The organism is Nocardia nova (genome assembly GCF_002933465.1).
In the GTDB taxonomy this organism is placed as follows: Bacteria; Actinomycetota; Actinomycetes; order Mycobacteriales; family Mycobacteriaceae; genus Nocardia; species Nocardia nova_B.
The window spans coordinates 1-22,599 of sequence record NZ_PSZE01000028.1; the positions used below are offsets into that span (position 1 = coordinate 1).

Below are 22,599 nucleotides of genomic sequence, written 5' to 3' on the forward strand. Positions count from 1 at the left end.
CGTCAGATGTGTATAAGAGACAGCGACGTATCGATCCCCGAGATGCCCTTCACGGTTCGCGCGGCACAGGTCCTCGCGCTCGGCCTGGCCGTGGTCGGCGTCGGCTGCACGGTCACCGCGGGCTGGCTGTCCGGCTCGCATATCGCACTGATCACCGGGCTGTCGTTCGTCGCGAGCTGGATATTGGGCGCGGTAGCCCTGGCCTTCGGCGCCGTCGGCGCGAGCATCCGGATCAGTGCGGTCCTGCTCGCGGTGCTCAACGCACTGTGGACGGTGCCCTCGATCGTCGTGGGCCGCCCGCCCGGCTGGCTCGGGCCCGTGGTCTCCGTGCTGGTCGCCGGGTTGCTGCTGCGACGTTCGGCCCGAGACTGGTTCGAATCCTGAGGTCGCCGACCGGGCCGATCAGGAGGCGGCGGCGGTGGCGTGTGCCGGAGTCCGGCTCGAACCCGCGGACCGGACCGCGAGCAGTTCGGCGGCGATCGCCACGGCATGTTCCATCGGGGTGCGGGCGCCGACGTCGAAGCCCGCCGGCGCGTGCAACCGGGCGAGCGTGTCGGCGCCGAATCCGCCGGCCTGTAATGCCTCGAGCCGATGGTCGTGCGCCGAATGCGAGCCGAGCGCGCCCAGATAACCCAGCTCGGGTAGTCGCAGCGCGACTGTGAGCAGGGGAATCTCGAATTTCGGGTCCTGGGTCGCGGCGACGATCGCGGTGGTGCGGTCGATGGCCCCGGCGCCGGACTGGGCGTTGAGATAGCGGTGCGGCCAGTCCACCACCACCTCCGCGCCCGGGAACGAGGCGGGCACGGCGAAGGCCTCGCGCGGATCGCAGATGGTGACCCGGTAGCCGAGCAGCCGGACCTGGGTCGTCAACGCGGCGGCGAAGGTGTTCGCGCCGAAGATGATCAGTCGCGGCGGCGCGGTGTGGGAGGAGACGAACACATCCGATTCCGGCAGCGACACCAGCTCGGTGTTGTGCCGGCGGTCGGTGACCAGATGCTGGCCGATCACCTCCGGGTCGTTGTGCCACACGACGGTGAACACCGTGACCGGCTTGTGCCGCGCGATATCACCGGCCACCGCGGCGAATTCCGGAAAGTGGTTGCGGGAGAACGGTTCTACGAACACGTCGATGGTTCCGCAGTCCGCGCTCACCTCGAACCCGGAGGTCGCGTCGAAGCGCCGCAGCTCCCGGTGGCCGGTGCGCGCGGCCTCCACCGCGGTCTCGTAGACGGCTGCCTCGTAGCAGCCGTCGGAGACCGATCCGTGCACACCGCCGTCGGGGTCGACGAGCATCGCCGAGCCCACCGGTAAGGGGGAGCTTCCGAAGGTGCGGACCAGGGTTGCCAGGCCGCCCGTGCGGCCGCTATGCCAGACCCGTAGCAGGTCCTCGACGATGTCACGCATCACATGCTCCCGATCAGCGTGCGCGAGTGGGCGGGCCCGCCGGTCGTCGCGGCCCGTCGCCAGATCGTCACACGTGAGGGCCACGATAACCGCTTCCGTGCGCGGCGTCGTGTCGGTGATGGGAATTCCCCGGCGGGCACCGATCGGCGCGGGAATCCGGTTGTGACATAGCACAGCCGAATAACCGACCGAGTTGTACTGTCAGGCGAACAGGCCGCGAACGAACGGCAACGAATCGACCAGAGAGGCGTTCACCGTGCCGCTGTGATCGGTGGGATAGCTCCTGAAAGTCAGCGGCTGCCGGTTGGCGGTCAGAACCCCCGCGTAGCGCAGTGTCTCCGGGGTGATCACATCGGTGTCGCGCAGGCCCTGGCCCATGAAAACCGGCTTGTCGTAACCGGTTTCGGGCAAGCCCAGGTAGCCGGCCAGCAAACCGTGCAGATTCGGAATCTGCGCCAACGGGCGGGTGAACAGATCGCCGATCACCACGCCTGCGGCGGCCAGATCGTCCCCGAGGGGTGTGAGACATTCGTCCTTCGCGCGGTCGAGCCAGTTCCGGCCGGAATCGGTCAGGAAGGATTCGATGCCGAGCTCCGGGAATGTGGTGCGCAGGCCGTTGAGGATGTAAAGAACGTATCCGGTGGTGTGCGGGCTCAGCTTCACCGGCGGGATGCCCGGGCCCAGCGGCATCAGGATGTCCTCGATATAGGCCGGTACGCCGGTGCCGACGCCACCCCGGTAATCGAGGTCGGGACCGCCGAACTCCGTCGCGTAGCGCGCGGTGAACATCGCCGCGCCGCCACCCTGCGACTGGCCGACCACGACCCATCTGTGCGACAGCTGCGAATAGTGGCCGACGGCCGCCCGCACGGCGTCGACCACGTTGTGCGCTTCGACGACGCCGTTGAGATACGGGTGATCACCGGGAGTGCCGAGGCCGGCGTAATCGGCGGCCACGATCGCGTAGCCCTGCTTCAGCCAGGTACCCAGATACGCCCAGTCCCGATCCACGTCGCCGGGGCCGGCGATGCTGTAGGCGCAACTGTCACCGAGTCCGACCGTGCCGTGCGCCCAGGCGACGACCGGCCAGCCGCCGGCCGGGGCCGGGTCCGGCGGAAAGTACACCGCGGCGCTCGCGACCGTCGGCTGGTTCCCGACCGTGCTCGTCGTATAGAGAATGCGCTGGGAATCCACGGATCCGGGCAGCGTCGCCGCCGCGGCCAGCGGCTCCACCGATTGCACCGCCGGCGTATCTGCCGCCGCGCCGGGCGCCTCGATCACGGCGGCCGTCGTGACCAGTGCCAGGGAGCAGGCGACGCCCGCGACCGCGGTCCACAGTTTGCGCATCGTGTTCCTTTCCGGGTTCCGGTGCCGACCCCCGGGGCACGACGATCAGTGTCGCAGCCGCTCGGCCGAGCCGCCGCGGTATGTCCGAATCGTGCGGAGCTGGGAGTGACGCGACGCGCACCGAGGGCAGCCGCCCGCGCTTGTGAAGGTCATCACAGTCGGCAATGCGTGCTCCCGAATCGCCGCGGTGGTACGGCTCGCTGAAACAGTACGGGCGTTACGTAAAACCGCATGTCAGGCCTACTCGCCAGTAGAACTGGGGCGCGCAATCAATAGGCAAATTTTGCAGACTTAGCAAAGGCCCCCGCAAAGCTAGCGGAGATTCACACTTGCAACAGGTAGACGGCAATTTTTAGTTGTGCCATCGTGTGGAAGTACACCCGATGGGCATAGCAACCCTGCAAATTGCCGCTCCAGCAGAGTTTGGACATCGCGACCCGTAGTCGGCGCGGATGTTCGGCGAGCGGGGCAACCGAGACCGAACGAAGAAGTGGAGTCATCAGATGTCGAACGTCGGCACCCCGAAGACCGCTGCGGAGATCCAGAAGGACTGGGACACCAACCCGCGCTGGAAGGGCATCACCCGCGAGTACACGGCCGAGCAGGTCGTGCAGCTGCAGGGCAATGTCGTCGAAGAGCACACGCTTGCCCGCCGGGGTGCGGAGCTGCTGTGGGAGGGCGTCAACGCCGAAGGCGAGTACATCCACTCGCTCGGCGCTCTGACCGGTAACCAGGCCGTGCAGGCCGTGCGTGCCGGCCTGAAGGCCATCTACCTGTCCGGTTGGCAGGTCGCCGGTGACGCGAACCTGTCCGGCCACACCTACCCCGACCAGTCGCTGTACCCGGCCAACTCGGTGCCGTCGGTCGTGCGCCGCATCAACAACGCGCTGCTGCGCGCCGACGAGATCGCCAAGGTCGAGGGCGACACCTCGGTCGACAACTGGGTCGTGCCGATCGTCGCCGACGGTGAGGCCGGCTTCGGTGGCGCGCTGAACGTCTACGAGCTGCAGAAGGCCATGATCGCCGCGGGTGCCGCCGGTACCCACTGGGAGGACCAGCTGGCGTCGGAGAAGAAGTGCGGCCACCTCGGTGGCAAGGTGCTGATCCCCACCCAGCAGCACATCCGCACCCTGACCTCGGCTCGTCTGGCCGCCGACGTCGCCGACGTCCCGACCGTCGTCATCGCCCGCACCGATGCCGAGGCCGCGACCCTGATCACCTCCGACGTCGACGAGCGCGACCGTCCGTTCATCACCGGTGAGCGCACCGCCGAGGGCTTCTACCACGTCAAGAACGGCATCGAGCCCTGCATCGCGCGTGCCAAGGCCTACGCCCCCTACTCCGACCTGATCTGGATGGAGACCGGTATTCCGGACCTCGAGGTCGCCCGCAAGTTCGCCGAGGGCGTCAAGTCCGAGTTCCCGGACCAGCTGCTGGCCTACAACTGCTCGCCGTCGTTCAATTGGAAGGCGCACCTGGACGACGCCACCATCGCGAAGTTCCAGCGCGAGCTGGCGGCGATGGGCTTCAAGTTCCAGTTCATCACCCTGGCGGGCTTCCACTCGCTCAACTACGCGGCCTTCGACCTGGCCTACGGCTACGCCCGCGAGGGTATGACCGCCTTCGTCGACCTGCAGGAGCGCGAGTTCAAGGCCGCCGCCGAGCGTGGCTTCACCGCCATCAAGCACCAGCGTGAGGTCGGTGCCGGCTACTTCGACACCATCGCCACCACCGTGGACCCGAACACCTCGACGGCGGCCCTGAAGGGCTCCACCGAAGAGGGCCAGTTCCACTGAGATATCCCAGTCGCCCTTCGCGGGCGGCGGTGGTGTGAACCGGCGGCGGCAGCTGTCGCCGCCGGTTCCCACCACCCGAGATGGGCGCTCCTGCAACGAGTGTCCGAAGCCCTTCCCGTCCGAACAGCCCCGGCGGGGAGGGCTTTTCCGATAGCACACCACCCACAACCGGTTTGGCACCCGACGTAACACAACGGATGCACGACTACCGCGGCACTTAGCCGCCCGCAAAAAACCCGGAGAGGCGGAACCGCAGTGAGCAGCGAGAAGATTCAACGCGTCGGAGTCATCGGCGCTGGACAGATGGGCGCCGGAATCGCCGAGGTCTGCGCTCGGGCGCATATCGATGTGCTCGTGTTCGAACAGACCCGGGAACTGGCCGCCGCCGGCCGCGCCCGCATCCTGCGATCGCTGGATCGCGGTGTGAGCAGCGGCAAGATCACCGAGCGCGAGCGTGAACAGGCCGCCTGGCGGTTGCGGTTCACCTCCGACCTCGGTGACTTCGCCGACCGGCAGTTGGTCGTCGAGGCCGTCGTGGAGAGCGAAGACGTCAAGACCGCGATCTTCAGCGAACTCGACAAGGTGGTCACCGACCCCGACGCCGTGCTGGCCTCCAACACCTCCTCGATTCCGATCATGAAGATCGCCGTCGCCACCAACAACCCCGAGCGGGTCGTGGGCATGCACTTCTTCAACCCCGTGCCGGTGCTGCCGCTCGTCGAACTCGTGACCACCCTCAAGACCAGCGAAGCCGTTTCCGCGCGCGCCGAAGCCTTCGCGGCTGACGTCCTCGGCAAGCAGGTCGTGCGCTCCGCCGACCGCTCCGGCTTCGTCGTCAACGCGCTGCTCGTGCCGTACCTGCTCTCGGCCATCCGCATGGTCGAATCCGGTTTCGCCACCAAAGAAGACGTCGACAAGGCGATGGTGCTCGGCTGCGCCCACCCCATGGGCCCGCTCGCCCTGACCGACCTGGTGGGCCTCGACACGGTGAAGTCGATCGCCGACTCCATGTACGCCGAATTCAAGGAGCCGCTCTACTCGGCGCCGCCGCTGCTGATGCGCATGGTCGAGGCCGGACTGCTCGGTAAGAAGACGGGTGCGGGCTTCTACCAGTACAACCGGGGGTAAGCGGTAGAACGGGCCGAGGAGCAGCCGGCTCGGATGCTGCGGCAGAGCCTTTGCCCGGTCTGTGGACCAGGGGCTCGCTCGCCGGATTCGCTCCGGCCGGGGCGGGTGGGTCGTAGGCGCCGATTCGGTCGCCGGTGCGCAAACGCCGGGAGGCGTCGCGGCGCGGTTCACCCGGTGCACGTGGTGGCGATGCGAAGGCCCGGCATCGCAGCGCCCCGGACTGTTCCCAACTTCATCCACACCAGCTAGTACCCACCGCCTGGTCGGCGGGTATTCACCGTTACCGGGCATACGCTGCAGACAGGTCCTCGACCGCAGCTCGAAAGGGAGTCCCGCTCATGGTCAACGTCACCGACGGTTTCGGATCGAGCATCCTGGGTTACCCGCGGATCGGTCCGCACCGGGAGCTCAAGCGTGCACTGGAGTCCTACTGGCACGGCACCCTCTCGCGTGCGGAGTTGCTCGCGGTGGGGCGCGATATCCAGGACACCCAGTTCTCCGAGCTGGCCGCGACCGGACTGACCCAGGTACCCGGTAACACCTTCTCCTTCTACGACCACATTCTCGACAACGCGCTGCTGTTCGGCGCGGTGCCGAAGCGGTTCGAGCCGTATCGCGAGGAGTTGCACCCGCTCGACTTCTACTTCCTGATGGCGCGCGGCCGACCGGATCTGCCGCCGTTGGAGCTGGTCCGCCTGTTCGGCACCAACTACCACTACCGGCAGCCCGAACTCGACGCCGATACCGAATTCTCGCTGCATCCCGAGGCTTTGCTGGAGGAGTGGGATCGGGCGATGGACCGCGGCATCGAACTGCGGCCGGTGGTGCTGGGCCCGCTGTCGCTGCTGTTGCTGTCGAAGGCCGGACAGGTGCCGGGCGAGACCGAATTCGACAAGCTGACCCTGCTGGACAAGCTGCTGCCGGTCTACGAACAGCTGCTCGAGATTCTGGCCAAGCGCGGTTCCACCTGTGTGCAGTTCGACGAGCCGTGCTTCACCAGTGAGCGCACTCCGGAGGAACTGGCCGCGTTCGAGCGTGCCTACCAGCGACTGTCGACCGCAGCGCTGCGTCCCCGCATCCTCGTCACCGGCCAGTACGGCGATTTCGGTGAGGCCGTGCGGATTCTGGCGGGTACCGCGGTGGAGGCGATCGGGCTCGACTTGGCCAGTCACCGCACCCGGCCCGAGGAACTCGCCGAGATTCCCGGAATCCGGCGCAAGCGGCTCTACGCCGGCGTGATCAGTGGCACCAACGTCTGGCGTGCCGACCGGCTGGTCACCCTCGAATACCTCAACGCGTTGTCGAAGGTGTGCCCGGATCTCGTCGTGTCCACCGGTACCACGCTGCTGCACGTGCCCTACGACCTGCTGGTCGAATACGACATCGAGGGCAATGTCGCCGATCGCCTCGCATTCGCGAAACAGAAAGTGCTCGAGGTTGTTTCGCTGGCGAAGGCATTGACCGAAGCGCATCGGGGCGGCGAAGGGGGCGAGACCGCGGCGAAGTGGGCGAAGCGGCCGACGTCGGTGCATTTCAAGCAGAAACACGCTGTGCGGCAACGGGTTTACGCCGTCACGCCGCAGATGCGCGAGCGCGAACCGTACGAGGTGCGCGCGAAGGCGCAACGGGAGCGGCTGAATCTGCCGCTGGTTCCGGCGACCACGCTCGGCTCCTTCCCGCAGACCGATGCGGTGCGCCAGGCCCGCTACGACCTGGGCGAAGGCCGGTTGTCCTACGAGGAGTACCGCAAGCGGATCGAGGCCGAGATCGAGTCGACCATCCGCCTGCAGGAGGACATCGGCCTCGACGTGTTCGTGCACGGTGAGCACGAACGCAACGACATGGTCCAGTACTTCGCCGAACTGCTCGACGGTTTCGCGACCACTCACTTCGGCTGGGTACAGGTATACGGCTCGCGGTGTGTGCGGCCGCCGATCATCTACGGCGACGTGTCGCGGCCGAAGCCGATGTCGGTGGAGTGGATCACCTACGCGCAGTCGCTCACCGACAAGCCGGTGAAGGGCATCGTGACCGGTCCGGTGACGATGGTGGCCCGCTCGTTCGTGCGCCAGGACCAGCCGCTGTACGAGACCGCCGATCAGGTGGCGCTCGCGATCCGCGACGAACTGGCCGATCTCGAGAAGGCCGGCGTGGCGATCATCCAGGTCGACGAACCGGCGGTCCGGGAACTGCTGCCGCTGCGACCGGACGGGCGCACCGAATATCTGCGCTGGGCGGTCAACGCGTTCCGGCTGGCGACCTCCGGGGTGCGGCCCGACACCCAGATCCATACCCACATCGCCTATTCGGCCCGCTCCGAAATCGTCCGTGCCATCGAGGAACTCGACGCCGATGTCACCGCCATCGTCGCTACCCGCTCGCTGGAATGGGTGCTCAAGGCGCTGGCCGAGGATGTCGAGGAAGGTCACGGTCTGAGCCACGGCGTGGGTCCCGGTGTGTACGAGAGCCGTTCGGCGCGCATTCCGGATATCGACGAGATCGACGAATTGCTCACCGCCGCAGCCGAAGCCGTGACGCCGCAACGGCTGTGGGCGAATCCGGACGGCGGTTTGAAGACGCGCCATTACTGGCAGTTGGACCCGTCGCTGCGCAATATGGTCGCCGCGGCTCGCCGGGTGCGCCGCCGGGCGGAAGCGGCCGAATAGGTCTGCTCCGCTGAGCTATCCGCATCGCCCGGGTGGTCCGCCGCCCGGGCGTTGTGCGTCCGTGCCGGTCCTTCGCGGCCGGAGCCGGGCGAAATTCACAGCTGTTGCCGAGGATTCGCTCGCCCCGAGTGCGTTAGCCTACGAATACTGTTTCGAGATCAGGAGAACCGCTCATGGGTATGTTCGACCAGCTCAAGGATGCCGCCGGTAAGGCGGCCGACCTGGCGGCCAAGAATGCCGACAAGCTCGACCCGGTGATCGACAAGGTCGGCGATCTGGTCGACAAGCAGACCGGCGGCAAGTTCGAAAAGCAGGTCGACGCCGCGCAGCAAGCCGCGAAGAAGGCGCTGCACGAGCAGACCGAGAAGTAGACCACGCACAGGTGGTATACGGGCGAAGGCCACGTCCGGCTCCGCGCCGGACGTGGCCTTCGTGCTGTGCGAATCAGTGCCGGCCGAACAGCAGCGCCATCAGAGTCGCCATGGTGTCGTCGGCCTTCTGCGTGCGGTCGAAGGTCGTCAGGGCGAGCAGCGAGGGAAAGCGCTGCCGCGCGACGGCGTGGGCGTAGGTGAATTCACGCAGTCCGTCGGGGCCGTGGATGCGGCCGAAGCCGGAGTCGCCGACACCGCCGAAGGGCAGCGACGGAATTTGCGGGAAGGTGAAAACCGCGTTGACGCTGACCATTCCGGTGCGCAGCCGATCGGCCAGTTCCCGTCCGCGCGCCTTCGAGTACACCGCGGCGGACAGGCCGTAGCGGCTGTCGTTGGCGCGAGTGATCGCGGTGTCCATATCGGGCACCTTCGCGACCGTCAGGGTGGGCCCGAAGGTTTCCTCGGTCACGGCCGGGGCGTCCTCGGGCACGTCGACCAGCACGGTCGGCTGCACCACCTGCCCGACGATGGTGTCGATGCCGCCGGTCAGGGCCCGGCCGCCGCGCGCGACGGCGTCCTCGATGTGGCGGCGGATCACGTCGAGCTGCTTCGGCATCGTGATAGGGCCGATCTTGGCGCCCGGATCATTGCCCGCCCGTTGCTGTTTCGCCTTCGTCACCAAGGTGTCGACGAAGGTGTCGTAGACGCGCTCGTGGACGTAGACCCGCTCGGTGCCGATACAGGACTGGCCGGCATTGGCCATTCCGGCCCACAGCGCGGCGTCGGCCGCGGCGTTCAGATCGGCGTCGGCGTCGACGAGGAGCACATCCTTGCCGCCGCATTCGGCGACCAACGGCGTGAGGTTCTCGGCGCAGGCGGCCATCACCTTCTTGGCCGTCGCCGTGGAGCCGGTGAAGGCGATCTTGTCCACGCCCGATCGGCACAGCGCCGCACCGGTCGCCCCCTCGCCCGTGATCAGTTGCAGCACCGGCTGTTCCGGCACGACCTCGGCGAACATGTCGACCAGCCAGCGGCCGACACCGGGGGAGTATTCGCTGGGTTTGAACACCACGGCATTGCCCGCCGCCAGCGCGTACACGATGGAACCCAGTGGCGTGAACACCGGATAGTTCCAGGGGCCGATCACGCCGATGACGCCGAGCGGCTTGTACTCCACCGAGGCCGCCTGATTGATCGTGAGCAGTCCCACCCGAGCGCTCTTGCGGCCCAACACCTTCGGAGCGTTGCGGCCCGCCCACGTCAGATGGTCGAGACTGAGCGCCACCTCGAGCGCGGCATCGGAATACGGCTTACCGGTCTCGTCGTGCATCACCGCGGCCAGCTGTCGCATCCGCCGGGCCAGCAGTCCCGCGAATCCGGCCAGGCACCTGGCCCGTTCGGCGTAGTCGAGGCCCGACCACCACTCGTATGCGGTGCGGGCCCGGGCCACCGCCGCCTCGATATCGGCTTCGGTGTGGATGGGGTAGGTGCCCACCACCTCGCCGGTGCCGGGATCGTGCACATCGAAGGTGGCGTGCGTGTCGATCTCACCGATCTCGTTCACGGTCGTCATCGAGTGGCCTCCTTCGTAGCGGCGCCGGTGGTGGACGACGGGGTGCGGCCGCGGATCAGATCGGCCGCCTTCTCGCCGATCATGATGGTCGGCGCGTTGGTGTTGCCGCGGACCACGCGGGGCATCACCGAGGCGTCGACTACGCGCAGTCCGCTGACACCGTGGACGCGCAGTTCGGGGTCGACCACCGCGGCATCGCCGGTGCCCATCGCGCACGTGCCGACCGGGTGGAACAGCGTCTGGGTCCAGCGCGCGATGTGGGCCCGCCAGCCGTCCTCGTCGATCTGGTCGGCGCGTTCGGGCAGGTAGGAGCGATCGAGGAGCGGGGCCAGCGGCTGCTGCCGCGCGATCTCGAGCAGTTGCCGGCAGCCCGCGAGCAGGGCATCCGCATCGCGTGGGTCGGCGAAGTAGGCTGGATCGATCTCCGGCTTCCACCGCGGATCGGCCGACCGCAACCGCAGCCGGCCGCGGCTGTGCACCTCGACCAGCGTCGGTCCGGCGGTGAACATGGGCGCGATGTTCTCGTGAAAGCCGTTGTCGTAGAACGCCGTCGGCGCGACATGGTACTGGATGTCGGGACCTTCGAGCCCCTCCCGGGTGCGCACGAATCCGCCGCCCTCGCCGACATTGGAGGTCAGCGGCCCACGGCCGAGGGCCTGCCACTGGACGAGCCGGAACAGGGTCTCGAAATCGGCGAGATCGGAGACGCCGCGGGTGCGCCACAGGATCGGGGTCACCGGGTGGTCGTGCAGATTCTCGCCGACACCGGGCAGGTCCACCGCCACGTCGATGCCCAGTTCGCGCAGATGCGCCGCGGGCCCGATACCGGAGAGGATGAGCAGCTGCGGCGAGTTGATCGTGCCGCCGGACAGCAGCACCTCGGCCTCGGCATGCACGGTGTGCTCGCTGCCGTGGCGGCGATAGGTCACGCCGGCCGCGCGGGTCCCGGCGAGCACCAGCGCGGTGGCGTGCGCCTCGGTCCGCACGGTCAGATTCGGCCGGTCCAGCGCCGGGCGCAGATAGCCGTCGGCGGTGGACCAGCGGCGGCCGTTGCGATGGGTGACCTGGTACCGACCCACGCCCTCCTGCGTCGCGCCGTTGAAATCGTCGGTGCGGGGAATGCCCGCGGCGGCGGCCGCGGCGATCCAGGCGTCGGTCAGTTCATGGGTGTAGCGGCGGTTCTCGACGTGCAGCGGGCCGTCGGTGCCGTGATACGGCGAACGCAGGCCGGTGTTGGTCTCCGACCGCAGGAAGTAGGGCAGGACGTCCTCGTAGCTCCAGCCGACCGCACCGAAGTCGCGGCGCCAGCCGTCGTAGTCGGCACGGTTGCCGCGGATGAAGATCATCGCGTTCATCGATGAGCATCCACCCAGCGCCTTCATCCGCGGCCAGTACGCGCGCCGGCCGCCGAGATGTTTCTGCGGTGTGGTCTCGTAGCGCCAATCCCATTGGGTGCGAATCAATTTCCCCCACGCCGCCGGCATCGCGATCTCGTCGGCCCGGTCTTCGGGACCGGCCTCCAGCAGCAGGACCGAGACCTGTGGATCCTCGGTGAGGCGATGGGCGAGGACGCAGCCCGCGCTCCCGGCTCCGATGATGATGTAGTCGAACGATTCACGGTCGGGCACGCGAGGACCTCCAGCACGGTTGCCGAACACCGACACGGATCCGGCGGGGGACGACCTGCGGTTATAGCGGCAGTGGCGGTCCCGGACCCGGTTCCAGGGTCGACCTTACGCTGTGTGCGGCGGTCGGGAGCGGAGTTCGGAGGTAGCGAATCGGGGCCGGGGCCGGTGGGTCCGGACGGGGCGCGTACGCGGTGCGATTTCGCCGCCGAATACCAAGGCGCACAGGCGATTACCCGTCGTACGGGCGTCTGACGGCCGCGTGGCGGGCGCCCGCGACCTGTTCCGCCGTGCTGCGGCCGACTCCTGAGCGGGGTGTTCTCGGTGTGCGCGAGCCCGGGCGTGTCCGGACCACGACACGTAGGATTCGGCCGGACCCGCGAACCGGCCCGGATGCGTCGATGCCCGGCGCGACTGCGGGCGCGTGGGTATGGCGGCGAACGGCAGGAGGACCGTGATGGGTGGTTCGTTCCCATGGGGTGCGCGCCGTGGCCGGCGACGGCTCTCTCGGCGCGACCGGGGCGGTGCGCACGGGCCGGTCGGCGTCGGGCATGTCGCGAGTGTGGGCGTTCTCGCGACAGTGTGGGTCGGCGTTGCGGCCGCTCTTCCGGCCGCGCTCGCTCCGGTTCGTGCCGAGACGCCCGGCTGCCCGGCCTCGTCCGTGGAACAGTTGCTGCCCGCCCCGGCCCCGCTGCTGGATTTCGCGGAGAACCTCGGCTACGACGGGGAAGGCAACCTCTGGGTATCTCGCGTCTTCCGAAATGTGGTGCAGCGCTACGACTCCGGCGGGCACGTGACCGCGGAGGTGCCGGTGGATGCGCCCGGTGCGATCCGGCTCGGCCCCGACGGTGCGCTGTACGTGGTCTTCGGTGACTCGTCGACCGGACTGCTGCCCGGCGCGCATTCCTCCGGCGTCGTGCGGTTCGATCCCGGCGCCGGCCATCCGGCGCCGCAGGTCTACGTTTCCGGTCTCGGCATGGCCAACGGCGCGACCTTCGACGGCGCGGGCAATCTGTACGTCGCCGATACGGCGCACGGAGTGGTGAAGGTGCGGCCCGGCGGCTCCGTCGACGCCGACTGGACCGCGCGTGCGGCCGCATCCGGGGTGAACGGCATTGTGCTACAGGGTGATTCGCTCTACGCGACGCTCTATCAGAGCCTCGACGGCCGCATCGTCCGCATTCCCGTCGACGCTCCGCAGGCGCAGACGACCGTGGCCTCGGTCACCGTCGGGGCGCTCCCGCTGACCGCCCTGCCCGACGATCTCACCGTGGGTCCGGACGGGATGCTGTACGTCGCGACCACGACCGGTCGCGTGGTCCGCGTCGACCCGGACGCCGGCGGGGTCTGCACGGTCGCCGACCTGGGCGTGCCGGCCACCTCGGTCTCGAAAACCCCAACCGACGATCGCGCGCTGCTGGTCACCACGGGAACGGGGACTGTGCTTCGCGTGGTCCTCGGCGGGTGAGGTTCGTCGGCGCCTGTGCGCGGATGACCGGATGCGGGCCACGCCCGGACCGGCGGCTACAGCATCGGGGCGAGGGTGCGCAGACCGGCGACGAGCTGCTCGGCCGAGGGGGCGGACTTCGGGTCCAGTAGCCGCTGGACGAGCAGACCGTCGAGTAGCGTCCAGAGCAGCACGCCGATCGGGCCGCCGTCGTCGTCCTCGATGTCCTCGATATCTCTGTCGGGCAACAACATTCGAGTCAGCGCCACTTTCCCCTCGCGCTGTTCGGTCGTGATGTCGGCCTTCACCTCGCCGGATCCGAGCGGATCGAGCTGGAACCGGAGGTGACCGCGGCCTTCGCCGCCGCGGCGCGCTCGGCCGGGATCGGGGTCAACGCCTTGCTGAGCGGCTGTGCGCTGGCCGCGGTCCGGGCCGAACTGGGCGGCGTCGGCGCACTGCCGATGGTCTGCGGCTATGCCGCCGATATGCGGGCCGCGTTGGATCCGTGGCTGCCCGACGAGACGGTGCTCAACTGCGCCTCCGGCTGGGACACGCGCCTCCGGCTGGGACGCGCTACTGGCGGTGGCCGAATCCGCCGCTCCGTTCGAACTGGGCAGGGTGGTGCACGCCGACGTCCGCGCGGCCCTGGAGCGCCGCGACCCCGCGCGTCTGGCCTTGGCGGGCAGATACATTCGCGACGAGGCCACCGCCCGGATGCTCGCGGACAGCCCAGTATCGCGCGGTCGAACATCGGGCGGTTGCCGGACCATATCGTCCCCGAGGGGGTGCGGCTGGTGCGTGACACTCTGCTCGCCATGGGGCCCGGGATGCCACCCAAGCTGACCGCGTTCACCCTGGGGGAGCGGCTGACGGTGCAGGTGGAATACGACACCAACGATCACAGCCGCGCCCACATGGGAGAGTGCGCCGCAATCTTGCGGAGTTGTTGCATCGCACCGCAGGCCGCGCGGCAGCGTTGTCCGGCGACCGAGCGGGGCCATCCGCCGACGGCTCGATTGCGACATCGGCGGACGGATCGGTACCGCCGTCCGGCGACGGCACGGCTTCGCCCTGCGGTGACGACGCCGAGCGCGCGGACGCCGGCGTCGCCTCGACATTCACATGGTGGCGGCGTCGATGACGAACCGGTACCGCACATCGCTGGCGACCACGCGCTCGTAGGCCGCATCGATGCGGTCGGCGGAGATGACCTCGATTTCCGCGCCGATGCCGTGTTCGGCGCAGAAGTTCAGCATTTCCTGGGTTTGCGGGATACCGCCGATAGCCGAGCCGGCCAGCGACCGGCGGTTGCCGGTGAGGGTGAACGGATGCACCGCGAGGGGCTGGTCGGGCAGCCCGAGTATCACCATGGTGCCGTCGAGGTTCAACAGGCGCATATAGGTGTCGATCGGCAGATCGGCGGACACGGTGTTGATAATCAGGTCGAACCGGTTGCGCAGATCGCGGAAGATCTGGCGGTCGGAGGTGGCGTAGTAGTGATGCGCGCCGAAACGCCGGCCGTCGTCCTCTTTGCTCAGCGAATGGCTCAGCACCGTGACCTCGGCGCCCATCGCGGCGGCGAGCTTCACACCGACATGGCCCAAACCACCCATGCCGATGATCGCGACCTGCTTGCCGGGGCCCGCGTTCCAATGACGCAGCGGTGAATACAGGGTGATGCCGGCGCACAGCAGCGGTGCGGCCTCATCGAGTCCGATGCCCTCCGGAATGGACACCACGAAGCCGTCGGTCACCACGACCTGGGTCGAGTACCCGCCCAGGGTGTAACCGCCGGCCTGGACCTCCTCGGGGACGGTGCCGTTGTAGGTCGAGGTGGCGCCGCGGACGCAGTACTGCTGCTCCCCGGCCAGGCACGGCGCACACTGCCCGCACGAATCGACCAAGCAGCCGACGCCCACCCGGTCGCCCACCGCGAACTTGGTCACCTCGGAACCGACCGCGGCGACCAGACCGGCGATCTCGTGGCCCGGGACGCAGGGGTACTTGGTGCCGTGCCACTCGTTGCGGGCGAGGTGGATGTCGGAGTGGCAGATGCCGGCGTACATGATGTCGATCAGCACGTCGTGCGGGCCGAGTGCGCGGCGCTCGATAGTTGTTTTGGTGAACCGGCCGTCGGGCGCGGAAACGGAATACGCGGCAGCTGTGATCATGCGTTCATGCCTACCCCCGCATGGTTGCGTACGCAACTACAGCACCCGGAGCGACGCGACCGTAGGAGGCAGTGCGCGTAACCACGGAGGGAGCCGCGCAGGGGGCCATGGATACAGCACCCGGAGCGACGCGACCGTAGGAGGCAGTGCGCGTAACCACGGAGGGAGCCGCGCAGGGGGCCATGGATACAGCACCCGGAGCGACGCGACCGTAGGAGGCAGGCTGCCCTGACGCCTCCGGCGACCCGCCGGTCGGATGTGCTCGGCGGGCTCGCGCCGATATCGGATGCTGATCCGGTGGCGATCCTGCTGGCGTTGATATCGATGTGTTCGACGCTGGCAGGCGGGTTGGTCGCCGCGCGCATCGGTGAACGCAAGCGGCTGATCCTCGGGCTGGCCGCCGGAATCATGCTCGGCGTGGTCGCCTTCGACCTGATTCCGGATGCCCTGGCCGAATCCGGCCAGGTCGTCGCGGGTGTGCCCGGCGTGCTGGTGGCGGCGGTGATCGGCTTCTTCACCATTCACATCATCGAACGCGAGATGGCGATCCACGTCGGCCACGAACAGGATTTCGGCCGCCACACCCACGACTTCGCCGCTGTCGGACTGGTCGCCACCGGCGGGTTGATCTTCCACAGCATGCTCGACGGCCTGAGTATCGGCGTCGGGTTCCAGGCCGGGACGGCGCTGGGCATCTCGGTCGCGATCGCGGTGATCTCGCACGATTTCGCCGACGGATTCAACGCCTTCACCATCCCGACGCTGTACGGCAATGCGCGGCGGCGGGCGCTGACCCTGCTGTTCCTGGATGCGCTGGCGCCGGTCGCGGGCGCGATCATCGGCACCGTGGTCCGGGTGCCCGCCGATGTCGCGGGCTTGTATCTGGGATATTTCGCCGGATTCCTGCTGTATCTGGCGACGAGTGACATTCTGCCGGAAGCGCATTCGGGTCGACCGTCGCGCACCGTGCTGTTCTGCACGATCGCGGGCGCCGCGCTGATGTTCGCGGTGGCGGCATTGCAGGACTGATACCGGCCGTCCCGCCGATTTGATACACATAAAAGCACAAACTCCGCCAGCCCACCCCGGGCATGCAGAATCGGGAGCGGCGATGGACGAGCAGCATCAGGGCCGGCAATCGCGTCCGGCCCGCAGCGGGTGGCTGTCGGCGGTCGTCTTCGTGCTCGTCATGGCCCTGGTCGGCGCGGCATTTCTGGGCTATCGCGGGGATCTCCCGCACTGGGCGTTACCGGGGGGCCACGCCACGTCGGCGTTGTCGGGCCCGCCTGTGCCGCCGATGGATCCCGCGGCAGTGGCTTCGGCAGTCGAACCCGAATTGGTGAATATCAATGTCTCGATCCGGCCGAGCGGGATGGGCGCGGCCGGCTCGGGCATCGTGCTCAGTCCGGACGGGGAGATTCTCACCAGTCATCACGTGGTGAAAGGGGCGGAGACCATCACCGTCGGCGATCTCGGCAACGGCGGGCACTATCCGGCGACGGTGCTCGGCTACGACTCCGATGCCGATATCGCCCTGCTGTCGCTGACCGGCGCGACGGCGCTGTCGGTGGCCCGCATCGGCAGTTCGGCCGGGGTCCGGGTCGGCGACCAGACGATGGCGATCGGCAATGCGGGCGGAACGGGGTCACCGACCGCGACACCGGGCACGATCACCGCCCTCGATGCCTCGATCGTGGCGCGCGATGCCGCCGATCTGTCGCGGAAGGCGCTGATCGGGATGATCGAGGTGGCCGCGCCGGTGGTCTCGGGCCAGTCCGGCGGCGCACTGGTCGACCGGTCCGGCGCGGTGATCGGCGTGGTGACGGCCGCATCGGGAGAGCTTGCCCGCTCCGAGGGGCGGGCCAGCGGATACGCGGTGCCCATCGATCGGGCGTTAGGCGTGGTGCGCCAGATCCGCACCGGTATTCCGACCGATACGGTCCACATCGGCCCGACCGCGACTCTCGGCGTACTGACGTCCGATGCCAAACCCACCGGTGCCCGCGTGGACGTGGCGATCTACGGGCTGCCGGCCTTCACGGCCGGGGTGAATTCCGGCGAGGTGATCGTCGCGGTCGACGACACACCGGTCACCTCGGCCCAGACCCTCAAGGCAGCGCTCAACATGCGTCGGCCGGACGAGGTGATCCGGCTGGATGTGGTCGAGCCGGACGGCACGCACCGCATGCTCGCGGTGACCCTGGTCGCCGGCCCGCCCAACTGATCAGAACAGCGAGAGCCAGTAGTCCTGGAAGCGCAGGAAGACCAGCAGCAGCACGATCGCGTAGTAGACCACCACGATCGTCCACCGCCACTGCGCGATGATCCCGAGGATGCCACGGGCTCCACCCCACAGCTGGTCGGTGACCACCGCCAGGCAGACCGGCGTGAACGTCCACACCACCATGCAGTACGGGCACAGCGCGCCGATGCGGTAGAGGCTCTGGAAGATCAGCCAGAAGATGAAGCCCATCCCGGCGATCAGGCCGATCCACAGCCCGCCCCAGAACCAGCGCGGCAGGGCCACACCGGCGACGGCGAGCACCGCGATGGTGACCGCTACGGAGAATCCGCTCACGCCGATGATCGGATTCGGGAATCCGAACACCGACGCCTGATGGGTCGCCATCACCGAACCACAGGACAGGATCGGGTTGATACTGCACGACGGCCGATAGGACGGATCCTTCAGCAGTTTGAAGTCTTCGATCGTCAACGTCACCGCGGCCAGCCAGCCCAGCAGGGTGCCGAGCAGGAGCAGCCACGCGGGGCGGGGCCGGACGGTGATCACTTGGCCGCGGCCTCGATCACCGGGCGCAGACCGTCGGGCTGCATCAGCTGCTGCGAGCCGGTGATCTGCTTACCGTTCACATACACCGTCGGCGTGGACTTGATGCCGCTGTTGAGCACGTCTTTGGTGGTCTTCTGCACGTACTTGTCGTACTTGTCCGAAGTGATGCACTCGGCCACGGCCGGATCGGTGTATCCGGCGGCCTGGGCGATCTGCACCAGCTTCTCGTCGGGCAGGCCGGTGCCGCCCTCCGGGGGCTGCTGGTCGTACATGGTGGTCAGCCACGGCAGGAACTTGGTCGGGTCGGAGCCGGCGACGCAGTAGGCGGCGTTGGCCGCGCGCGAGGAGTAGCGGGTGCCGCCCGAGGACTGGTCCAGGAAGGCGATGATGTTGTAGCGCACGCTGGCCGTGCCGGCGTTCACCGCATCCTCGATGGCCTTGGCGTTGGCGGTCTCGAACATCTTGCAGGCCGGGCACTGCAGGTCGGCGACGACGCGAATGTCGACCTTGGCGCCGGGCTTGCCGATCTTGATCTCGCCCTGGTCGGTGATCGAGCCGGTGACCGCGTCGGGCGAGGCCGGCTGCGCGGTGACCGAGGGCACCGGCCCGGTGTCGTTCTTGTTGGACTGTTTGACGGCGATGCTGATGCCGATGGCCGCAATGAGCGCGATCAGCACGGCCGCGACACCCACCTGAATCAGGATCGTGCGGCTGCGATCTCCGCCTCGCACCGCCGTCAGCGAGTTCTTCCCACGCGGATTCTTGCTCACCTCGGAGTTCACCACGCCTTTCCTGTGTTACGTGTCTGTGTGCGACTCGGTGTTGTGCGGCCGGGCGCCGCCTGCGATCGTACGGGCCGTCCGCCGCGCCGTCGCGGTGCCGCATCGCCGGCGGGCGGCCGCACAGGGCGCACTCGGCACCACATGATTCCCTCTCAACCTGAGAGATCGCCGAGATTCGGGCCGAAATTTTCGCGGTGGTGACCGGCGTCTCCGTGCGGATCGGGCGTCGATCGAGCCGTGCCGATCAGCTCGCGGCGAGCCGCGCCTTCTCGGCATCGATGTCGAACTGCGGGGCGGGCCAGCTCAGCTTCAGACCGCCCAGCGCATCGATGAGCAGTTCGGTGACGGCCAGCCGGGCGAACCACTTCCGGTCGGCGGGAACGACGTACCACGGCGCGTGGTCGGTATCGGTGCGGCTCAGTACGTCCTGATAGGCCTGCTGATATTCGGGCCAGAGGGCGCGGTCGTCGACATCGCTCGGGTCGTACTTCCAGTATTTGTCCGAGCGTTCCAGCCGTTCGCCGAGCCGGCGCTTCTGTTCCTCCAGCGAGACGAACATCGCGACCTTGACGATCGTCGTGCCCGCTTCGGTGATTTCTTGTTCGAACCGATTGATCTCGTCGTAGCGCGGCTCCCATTCCGCGCGCGGCACCAGGTTCTGCACCCGCACCACGAGGACGTCCTCGTAATGCGAGCGGTCGAAGACACCGATCTGACCGCCGGCCGGCAGCCGGTGGCGGATTCGCCACAGATAGTGGTGCCGGCGTTCCTCCTCGGTGGGAACTCCGAAGGCGGCATGGCGCACCCCCTGCGGGTCGACCATGCCGATCACGTGCCGCACCACGCCGCCCTTCCCCGCGGTGTCCATACCCTGCAGGATGAGCAGCAGGTTGCGGTGGTCACCCGAGCGGCCGTTCGCGAACAGCATCTCCTGCAGCTCCGACAGCACCCGGCCGCGTTCGGGCAGCAATTGCTCGCCGAGTTTCTTGTCGCCGGTGAATCCGGGCGTCGCGGATAGGTCGTAGGAATCGAGCCGGACCCCGGCGGCTCGCAACGCGGTGGTGGCAGGTTCGGTCCACGGAGATTTCGCCATAACCGTCGAGTATGGTCGGCAGCCCGGCAGCCGGGTGGTGATCGTGCCGTGAGTCAGCCGATTCCGGCCAGTCTCGTCAACTGTGCGGCGAATTCGGCGTCGTCGACCGGGGTCAGCACCAGCTCGGCGGCCGTGGTGAGCAGATAACGTCCGTCACCGGTGATGTCGAGCCAGGTGCGATGCCGCGTCGGCGGCGACATGGGATTGTCGGGTGCGACGGTGACGGTGACGAATCCGCGCGCGTCGACCGGGGCGCGCAGCGTGCGGCGGAAACGGGCGACGCCCGGATCCGGCGGTGTGTCGACATCGCCGCCGGGCCGGGCGTCGGTCCCGATGTCGAGCACCGCGTGCTGCGGTTCGCGCATCGGCCCGCATGTGCCCGCCGGCGCCGAGCCGATCGCGGCCACCAGCCGTTCGCCGAGCCCGCGCGCGTGGCAGACGGCGACCGTGACGGCGTCGGGCCGCGCGATCAGCAACCCCGCGTGCCGGTGGACGACGGCGGCGAAGGCGAGGATCAGTTCCGGCTCGTCCGCCGGGGTGGAGCGCCGGCCGGAGACGGTGATCGTGGTGGCGTCCGGCCGGGTGCACAGCAGCAGTGCGGCGGTGAGATCCGGGTCGGTGTTGCGCGCATAGCGGGTGCGCAAACCCAGTGCGGCATATTCGGATTCGGTGCGCACGGTGGATCCCGGGATCATGTTCACCGGATAGGGGCGGCGGTCGAGATCGGTTTCGGTGGCCCAGACGTGGGCGAACTCGTCCGGCGTCAGCACCCACTTCACTACGGGTGACCCCCACCCGAATCCGGCCGGGGCGCGGGAACGAAGCGCGGCACCCGATCACCGGAGGCGACCAGGGTGCTGTTGTAGCGGAAGGTCATGATGTCGCGGGCGTCGGCCAGGGCCGCGGCGGCGGCGACGTCGTGGGTCATCCGGCGGGCGCCGCCGTGCACCACCTCGGCGACCGGATCGGGCAGCGGAATGTAGTTCGGCGGCGCGGGCAGGGCGTCCCGAATGGATTGCGCCGCTTCGGCATCGGACTCCAGCAGTTGCCGCAGCCGGGCGCAGACTTCAGCGGCGGCGGCGCCTCGTTCGACGAACGCCGCCGTCGCGGGTTCGGCCGCCGCACGGGATCGCCCGGACCAATGCTCGAATTCGGCGTGCGTGGCCTCGGCGAAGAACCGGAATGCCGCGGCGACGGCGTCGGCCTGTTGTTGCCAGGCCGCGGCCGCCGCACCGAGCGCGGCCGGGTCCAGTGCCTCGTGCACCAGCTCCCACAGTTGCCGGTGGCTGTAGGAGCCGTACACCTCCCGATCCGCGACGAAGGGCGGATCGAAGTGGGATGCGTCGGTCACTTCAGGCTCCCGGCTCGGGCCGGATCAGCGCCAGCGCCGCGCGGTTGGCGGCCTCCGCCTCGTCGAAGTGTTTCCCCGCGGCCAGGTAGGCGGCCTTGAACAGCAGTGCTGTCTGCTGGAACGAGAGGACGGTCTCGAGGAATTCGCCGCCCTTGCGGGAGAATCCGCGCGCCAGGGCCCGGCCGGAAGCGAGTTCGCCGAAGCCGCGCACCGCGGTCGGTACGGCGCCGCCGCTGCGAGCGGCATGGAGGTCCTCGACGAGGCGGTCGCAGGCCGCCGCGAGATTGCGGGCGGTGTCTTCGGCGATCTCGAACACCTCCGCTCCGGAACCTGTCGCCGCGGCGTACAACTCGCGCGCCAGATGCTGACCGGTCTCCGGAATCGGCACCGTGATGAACCCCTTCCGCCCGAGAGTTTCCCTCGGCGAGCTTACCCGAGCAGCCGGACGCGCGGCGACGCGTTGTGCATATGCACATCGATGAGCGCGAGAATGCGTAAATCGCTGTGGCGCTGCCTGTTTCACGGAGCTGGCTGTTTCGAGGCGCTGCCGGCCTCAGGCGGCGTCGGCGGCGCGGGCGCTGACGTCCTGCAGCAGGCCGTGCACTTCCTGCTCGATATCCACCAGCCCGTATTCGGCGAACAGTTTCGGGAAAGTATCGAGGTCGAATACGCGGAGCCCGCCCGCCCCGCCGACCGCGTTCGAGACCTGCCCCACCCAGCCCCGCGGGCGATGACTGGTGCCGATCGCGATGCGGCCGCTGGTGCGGCGTGCGAGATTCACCGGGTCATCCTCGGGTCGAGGTCGTCTACTGTCGAGATCCGATACGGCGGTGCGCTGTGCCCGATGAGCCGCAGTCGCCCCCGGAAGTCGCGATCACCCAGGATCGCGGCCGCGGCGCCTTCGGTGGTCCGCAACTCGACGCGCTGTTTCCGAGTGCCGGCCGCCGCATTCAGCGCCGCATCCGGATCGACGCGTCCGTACCAGCGGTAGATGCCGTCGATCGGCTGGCGACGGCCGCGCAGCCGCACCCGAACGGTCCTGTGTCGCAGGCTC

Annotated in this window: 21 protein-coding genes and 1 pseudogene; 8 read left to right on the forward strand and 14 right to left on the reverse strand. The window is 68.4% G+C overall.

All coding sequences use genetic code 11. From position 1 onward, the window contains the following. Positions 1 to 402: 402 nt before the first annotated feature. Both C5E41_RS26090 and C5E41_RS26095 read right to left on the reverse strand, forming a co-directional pair. Positions 403 to 1,404, reverse strand: coding sequence for an XdhC family protein (locus C5E41_RS26090; protein ID WP_104378461.1), 1,002 nt, complete (start codon positions 1,402 to 1,404; stop codon positions 403 to 405). Between the two features lie 201 nt (positions 1,405 to 1,605). Then, positions 1,606 to 2,751 (reverse strand): alpha/beta hydrolase, encoded by a 1,146-nt coding sequence (locus C5E41_RS26095; RefSeq protein WP_104378398.1) that lies wholly within the window; start codon positions 2,749 to 2,751, stop codon positions 1,606 to 1,608. Between the two features lie 503 nt (positions 2,752 to 3,254). Between C5E41_RS26095 and aceA the strand changes: the two genes are divergently transcribed. The 4 genes from aceA (at position 3,255) to C5E41_RS26115 (ending at position 8,712) form a co-directional block, all read left to right on the forward strand. Continuing rightward, positions 3,255 to 4,547 (forward strand): isocitrate lyase, encoded by a 1,293-nt coding sequence (gene aceA, locus C5E41_RS26100; RefSeq protein ID WP_104378399.1) that lies wholly within the window; start codon positions 3,255 to 3,257, stop codon positions 4,545 to 4,547. A gap of 255 nt (positions 4,548 to 4,802) precedes the next feature. Further along, the gene (locus tag C5E41_RS26105) at positions 4,803 to 5,675 is read left to right on the forward strand and encodes a 3-hydroxybutyryl-CoA dehydrogenase (RefSeq protein WP_104378400.1); all 873 of its coding nucleotides are present in this window, start codon (positions 4,803 to 4,805) and stop codon (positions 5,673 to 5,675) included. 338 nt (positions 5,676 to 6,013) lie between these two features. Further along, a complete protein-coding gene (gene metE / locus C5E41_RS26110) occupies positions 6,014 to 8,341 on the forward strand; it encodes a 5-methyltetrahydropteroyltriglutamate--homocysteine S-methyltransferase (protein ID WP_104378401.1) in 2,328 nt (775 codons plus the stop codon). Between the two features lie 173 nt (positions 8,342 to 8,514). Continuing rightward, complete coding sequence (locus tag C5E41_RS26115) at positions 8,515 to 8,712, forward strand: antitoxin (RefSeq protein WP_051757293.1); 198 nt, start codon at positions 8,515 to 8,517, stop codon at positions 8,710 to 8,712. A gap of 73 nt (positions 8,713 to 8,785) precedes the next feature. On the opposite strand, the gene C5E41_RS26120 is transcribed toward C5E41_RS26115, so the two are convergent. Together C5E41_RS26120 and C5E41_RS26125 are read right to left on the reverse strand one after the other, a co-directional pair. After that, positions 8,786 to 10,285, reverse strand: coding sequence for an aldehyde dehydrogenase family protein (locus C5E41_RS26120; protein WP_104378402.1), 1,500 nt, complete (start codon positions 10,283 to 10,285; stop codon positions 8,786 to 8,788). Further along, positions 10,282 to 11,913, reverse strand: coding sequence for a GMC family oxidoreductase (locus tag C5E41_RS26125; RefSeq protein WP_104378403.1), 1,632 nt, complete (start codon positions 11,911 to 11,913; stop codon positions 10,282 to 10,284). Before C5E41_RS26125 ends, C5E41_RS26120 begins: the two co-directional genes overlap by 4 nt. Positions 11,914 to 12,367: 454 nt before the next feature. Between C5E41_RS26125 and C5E41_RS26130 the strand changes: the two genes are divergently transcribed. Then, on the forward strand, positions 12,368 to 13,378 hold the full coding sequence (locus tag C5E41_RS26130; RefSeq protein WP_181063435.1) for an SMP-30/gluconolactonase/LRE family protein: 1,011 nt from the start codon (positions 12,368 to 12,370) through the stop codon (positions 13,376 to 13,378). A gap of 56 nt (positions 13,379 to 13,434) precedes the next feature. Here the strand turns inward: C5E41_RS26130 and C5E41_RS33475 are convergent, their stop codons facing one another. Then, a complete protein-coding gene (locus C5E41_RS33475) occupies positions 13,435 to 13,665 on the reverse strand; it encodes a hypothetical protein (RefSeq protein WP_146097699.1) in 231 nt (76 codons plus the stop codon). Here C5E41_RS33475 and C5E41_RS36035 point away from each other — a divergent pair. Continuing rightward, positions 13,639 to 13,920: pseudogene (locus C5E41_RS36035) on the forward strand (phthiocerol/phthiodiolone dimycocerosyl transferase family protein); the annotation flags it as partial. The gene C5E41_RS33475 and the pseudogene C5E41_RS36035 sit on opposite strands and share 27 nt — an antisense overlap. Before the next feature lie 555 nt (positions 13,921 to 14,475). Here C5E41_RS36035 and C5E41_RS26140 read toward each other — a convergent pair. Continuing rightward, entirely contained in the window at positions 14,476 to 15,528 is a 1,053-nt protein-coding gene (locus C5E41_RS26140) for an NAD(P)-dependent alcohol dehydrogenase (protein WP_104378406.1), read from the reverse strand. Positions 15,529 to 15,825: 297 nt separating this feature from the next. Between C5E41_RS26140 and C5E41_RS26145 the strand changes: the two genes are divergently transcribed. Both C5E41_RS26145 and C5E41_RS26150 read left to right on the forward strand, forming a co-directional pair. Further along, complete coding sequence (locus C5E41_RS26145) at positions 15,826 to 16,557, forward strand: ZIP family metal transporter (protein WP_104378462.1); 732 nt, start codon at positions 15,826 to 15,828, stop codon at positions 16,555 to 16,557. Between the two features lie 82 nt (positions 16,558 to 16,639). After that, positions 16,640 to 17,752, forward strand: a complete 1,113-nt coding sequence (locus C5E41_RS26150) for a S1C family serine protease (RefSeq protein WP_104378407.1) — start codon at positions 16,640 to 16,642, stop codon at positions 17,750 to 17,752. Here the strand turns inward: C5E41_RS26150 and C5E41_RS26155 are convergent, their stop codons facing one another. The 8 genes from C5E41_RS26155 to C5E41_RS26190 form a co-directional block, all read right to left on the reverse strand. Further along, positions 17,753 to 18,319: a vitamin K epoxide reductase family protein gene (locus C5E41_RS26155; protein WP_104378408.1), complete on the reverse strand. Its 567-nt coding sequence runs from the start codon at positions 18,317 to 18,319 to the stop codon at positions 17,753 to 17,755. Further along, complete coding sequence (locus tag C5E41_RS26160; protein ID WP_258081262.1) at positions 18,316 to 19,101, reverse strand: DsbA family protein; 786 nt, start codon at positions 19,099 to 19,101, stop codon at positions 18,316 to 18,318. Before C5E41_RS26160 ends, C5E41_RS26155 begins: the two co-directional genes overlap by 4 nt. Before the next feature lie 244 nt (positions 19,102 to 19,345). Then, positions 19,346 to 20,194: a PPK2 family polyphosphate kinase gene (locus C5E41_RS26165; RefSeq protein ID WP_104378410.1), complete on the reverse strand. Its 849-nt coding sequence runs from the start codon at positions 20,192 to 20,194 to the stop codon at positions 19,346 to 19,348. 53 nt (positions 20,195 to 20,247) lie between these two features. After that, on the reverse strand, positions 20,248 to 20,973 hold the full coding sequence (locus tag C5E41_RS26170) for an ESX secretion-associated protein EspG (protein ID WP_104378411.1): 726 nt from the start codon (positions 20,971 to 20,973) through the stop codon (positions 20,248 to 20,250). Next, the gene (locus C5E41_RS26175) at positions 20,973 to 21,545 is read right to left on the reverse strand and encodes a hypothetical protein (RefSeq protein WP_104378412.1); all 573 of its coding nucleotides are present in this window, start codon (positions 21,543 to 21,545) and stop codon (positions 20,973 to 20,975) included. The genes C5E41_RS26170 and C5E41_RS26175 overlap by 1 nt, the downstream gene beginning before the upstream one ends. A 1-nt stretch (position 21,546) precedes the next feature. After that, positions 21,547 to 21,933, reverse strand: coding sequence for a hypothetical protein (locus C5E41_RS26180; protein WP_104378413.1), 387 nt, complete (start codon positions 21,931 to 21,933; stop codon positions 21,547 to 21,549). A gap of 165 nt (positions 21,934 to 22,098) precedes the next feature. Further along, positions 22,099 to 22,326, reverse strand: a complete 228-nt coding sequence (locus tag C5E41_RS26185) for a hypothetical protein (protein WP_104378414.1) — start codon at positions 22,324 to 22,326, stop codon at positions 22,099 to 22,101. After that, complete coding sequence (locus C5E41_RS26190) at positions 22,323 to 22,595, reverse strand: DUF4873 domain-containing protein (RefSeq protein WP_104378415.1); 273 nt, start codon at positions 22,593 to 22,595, stop codon at positions 22,323 to 22,325. Before C5E41_RS26190 ends, C5E41_RS26185 begins: the two co-directional genes overlap by 4 nt. Positions 22,596 to 22,599: the final 4 nt, after the last annotated feature.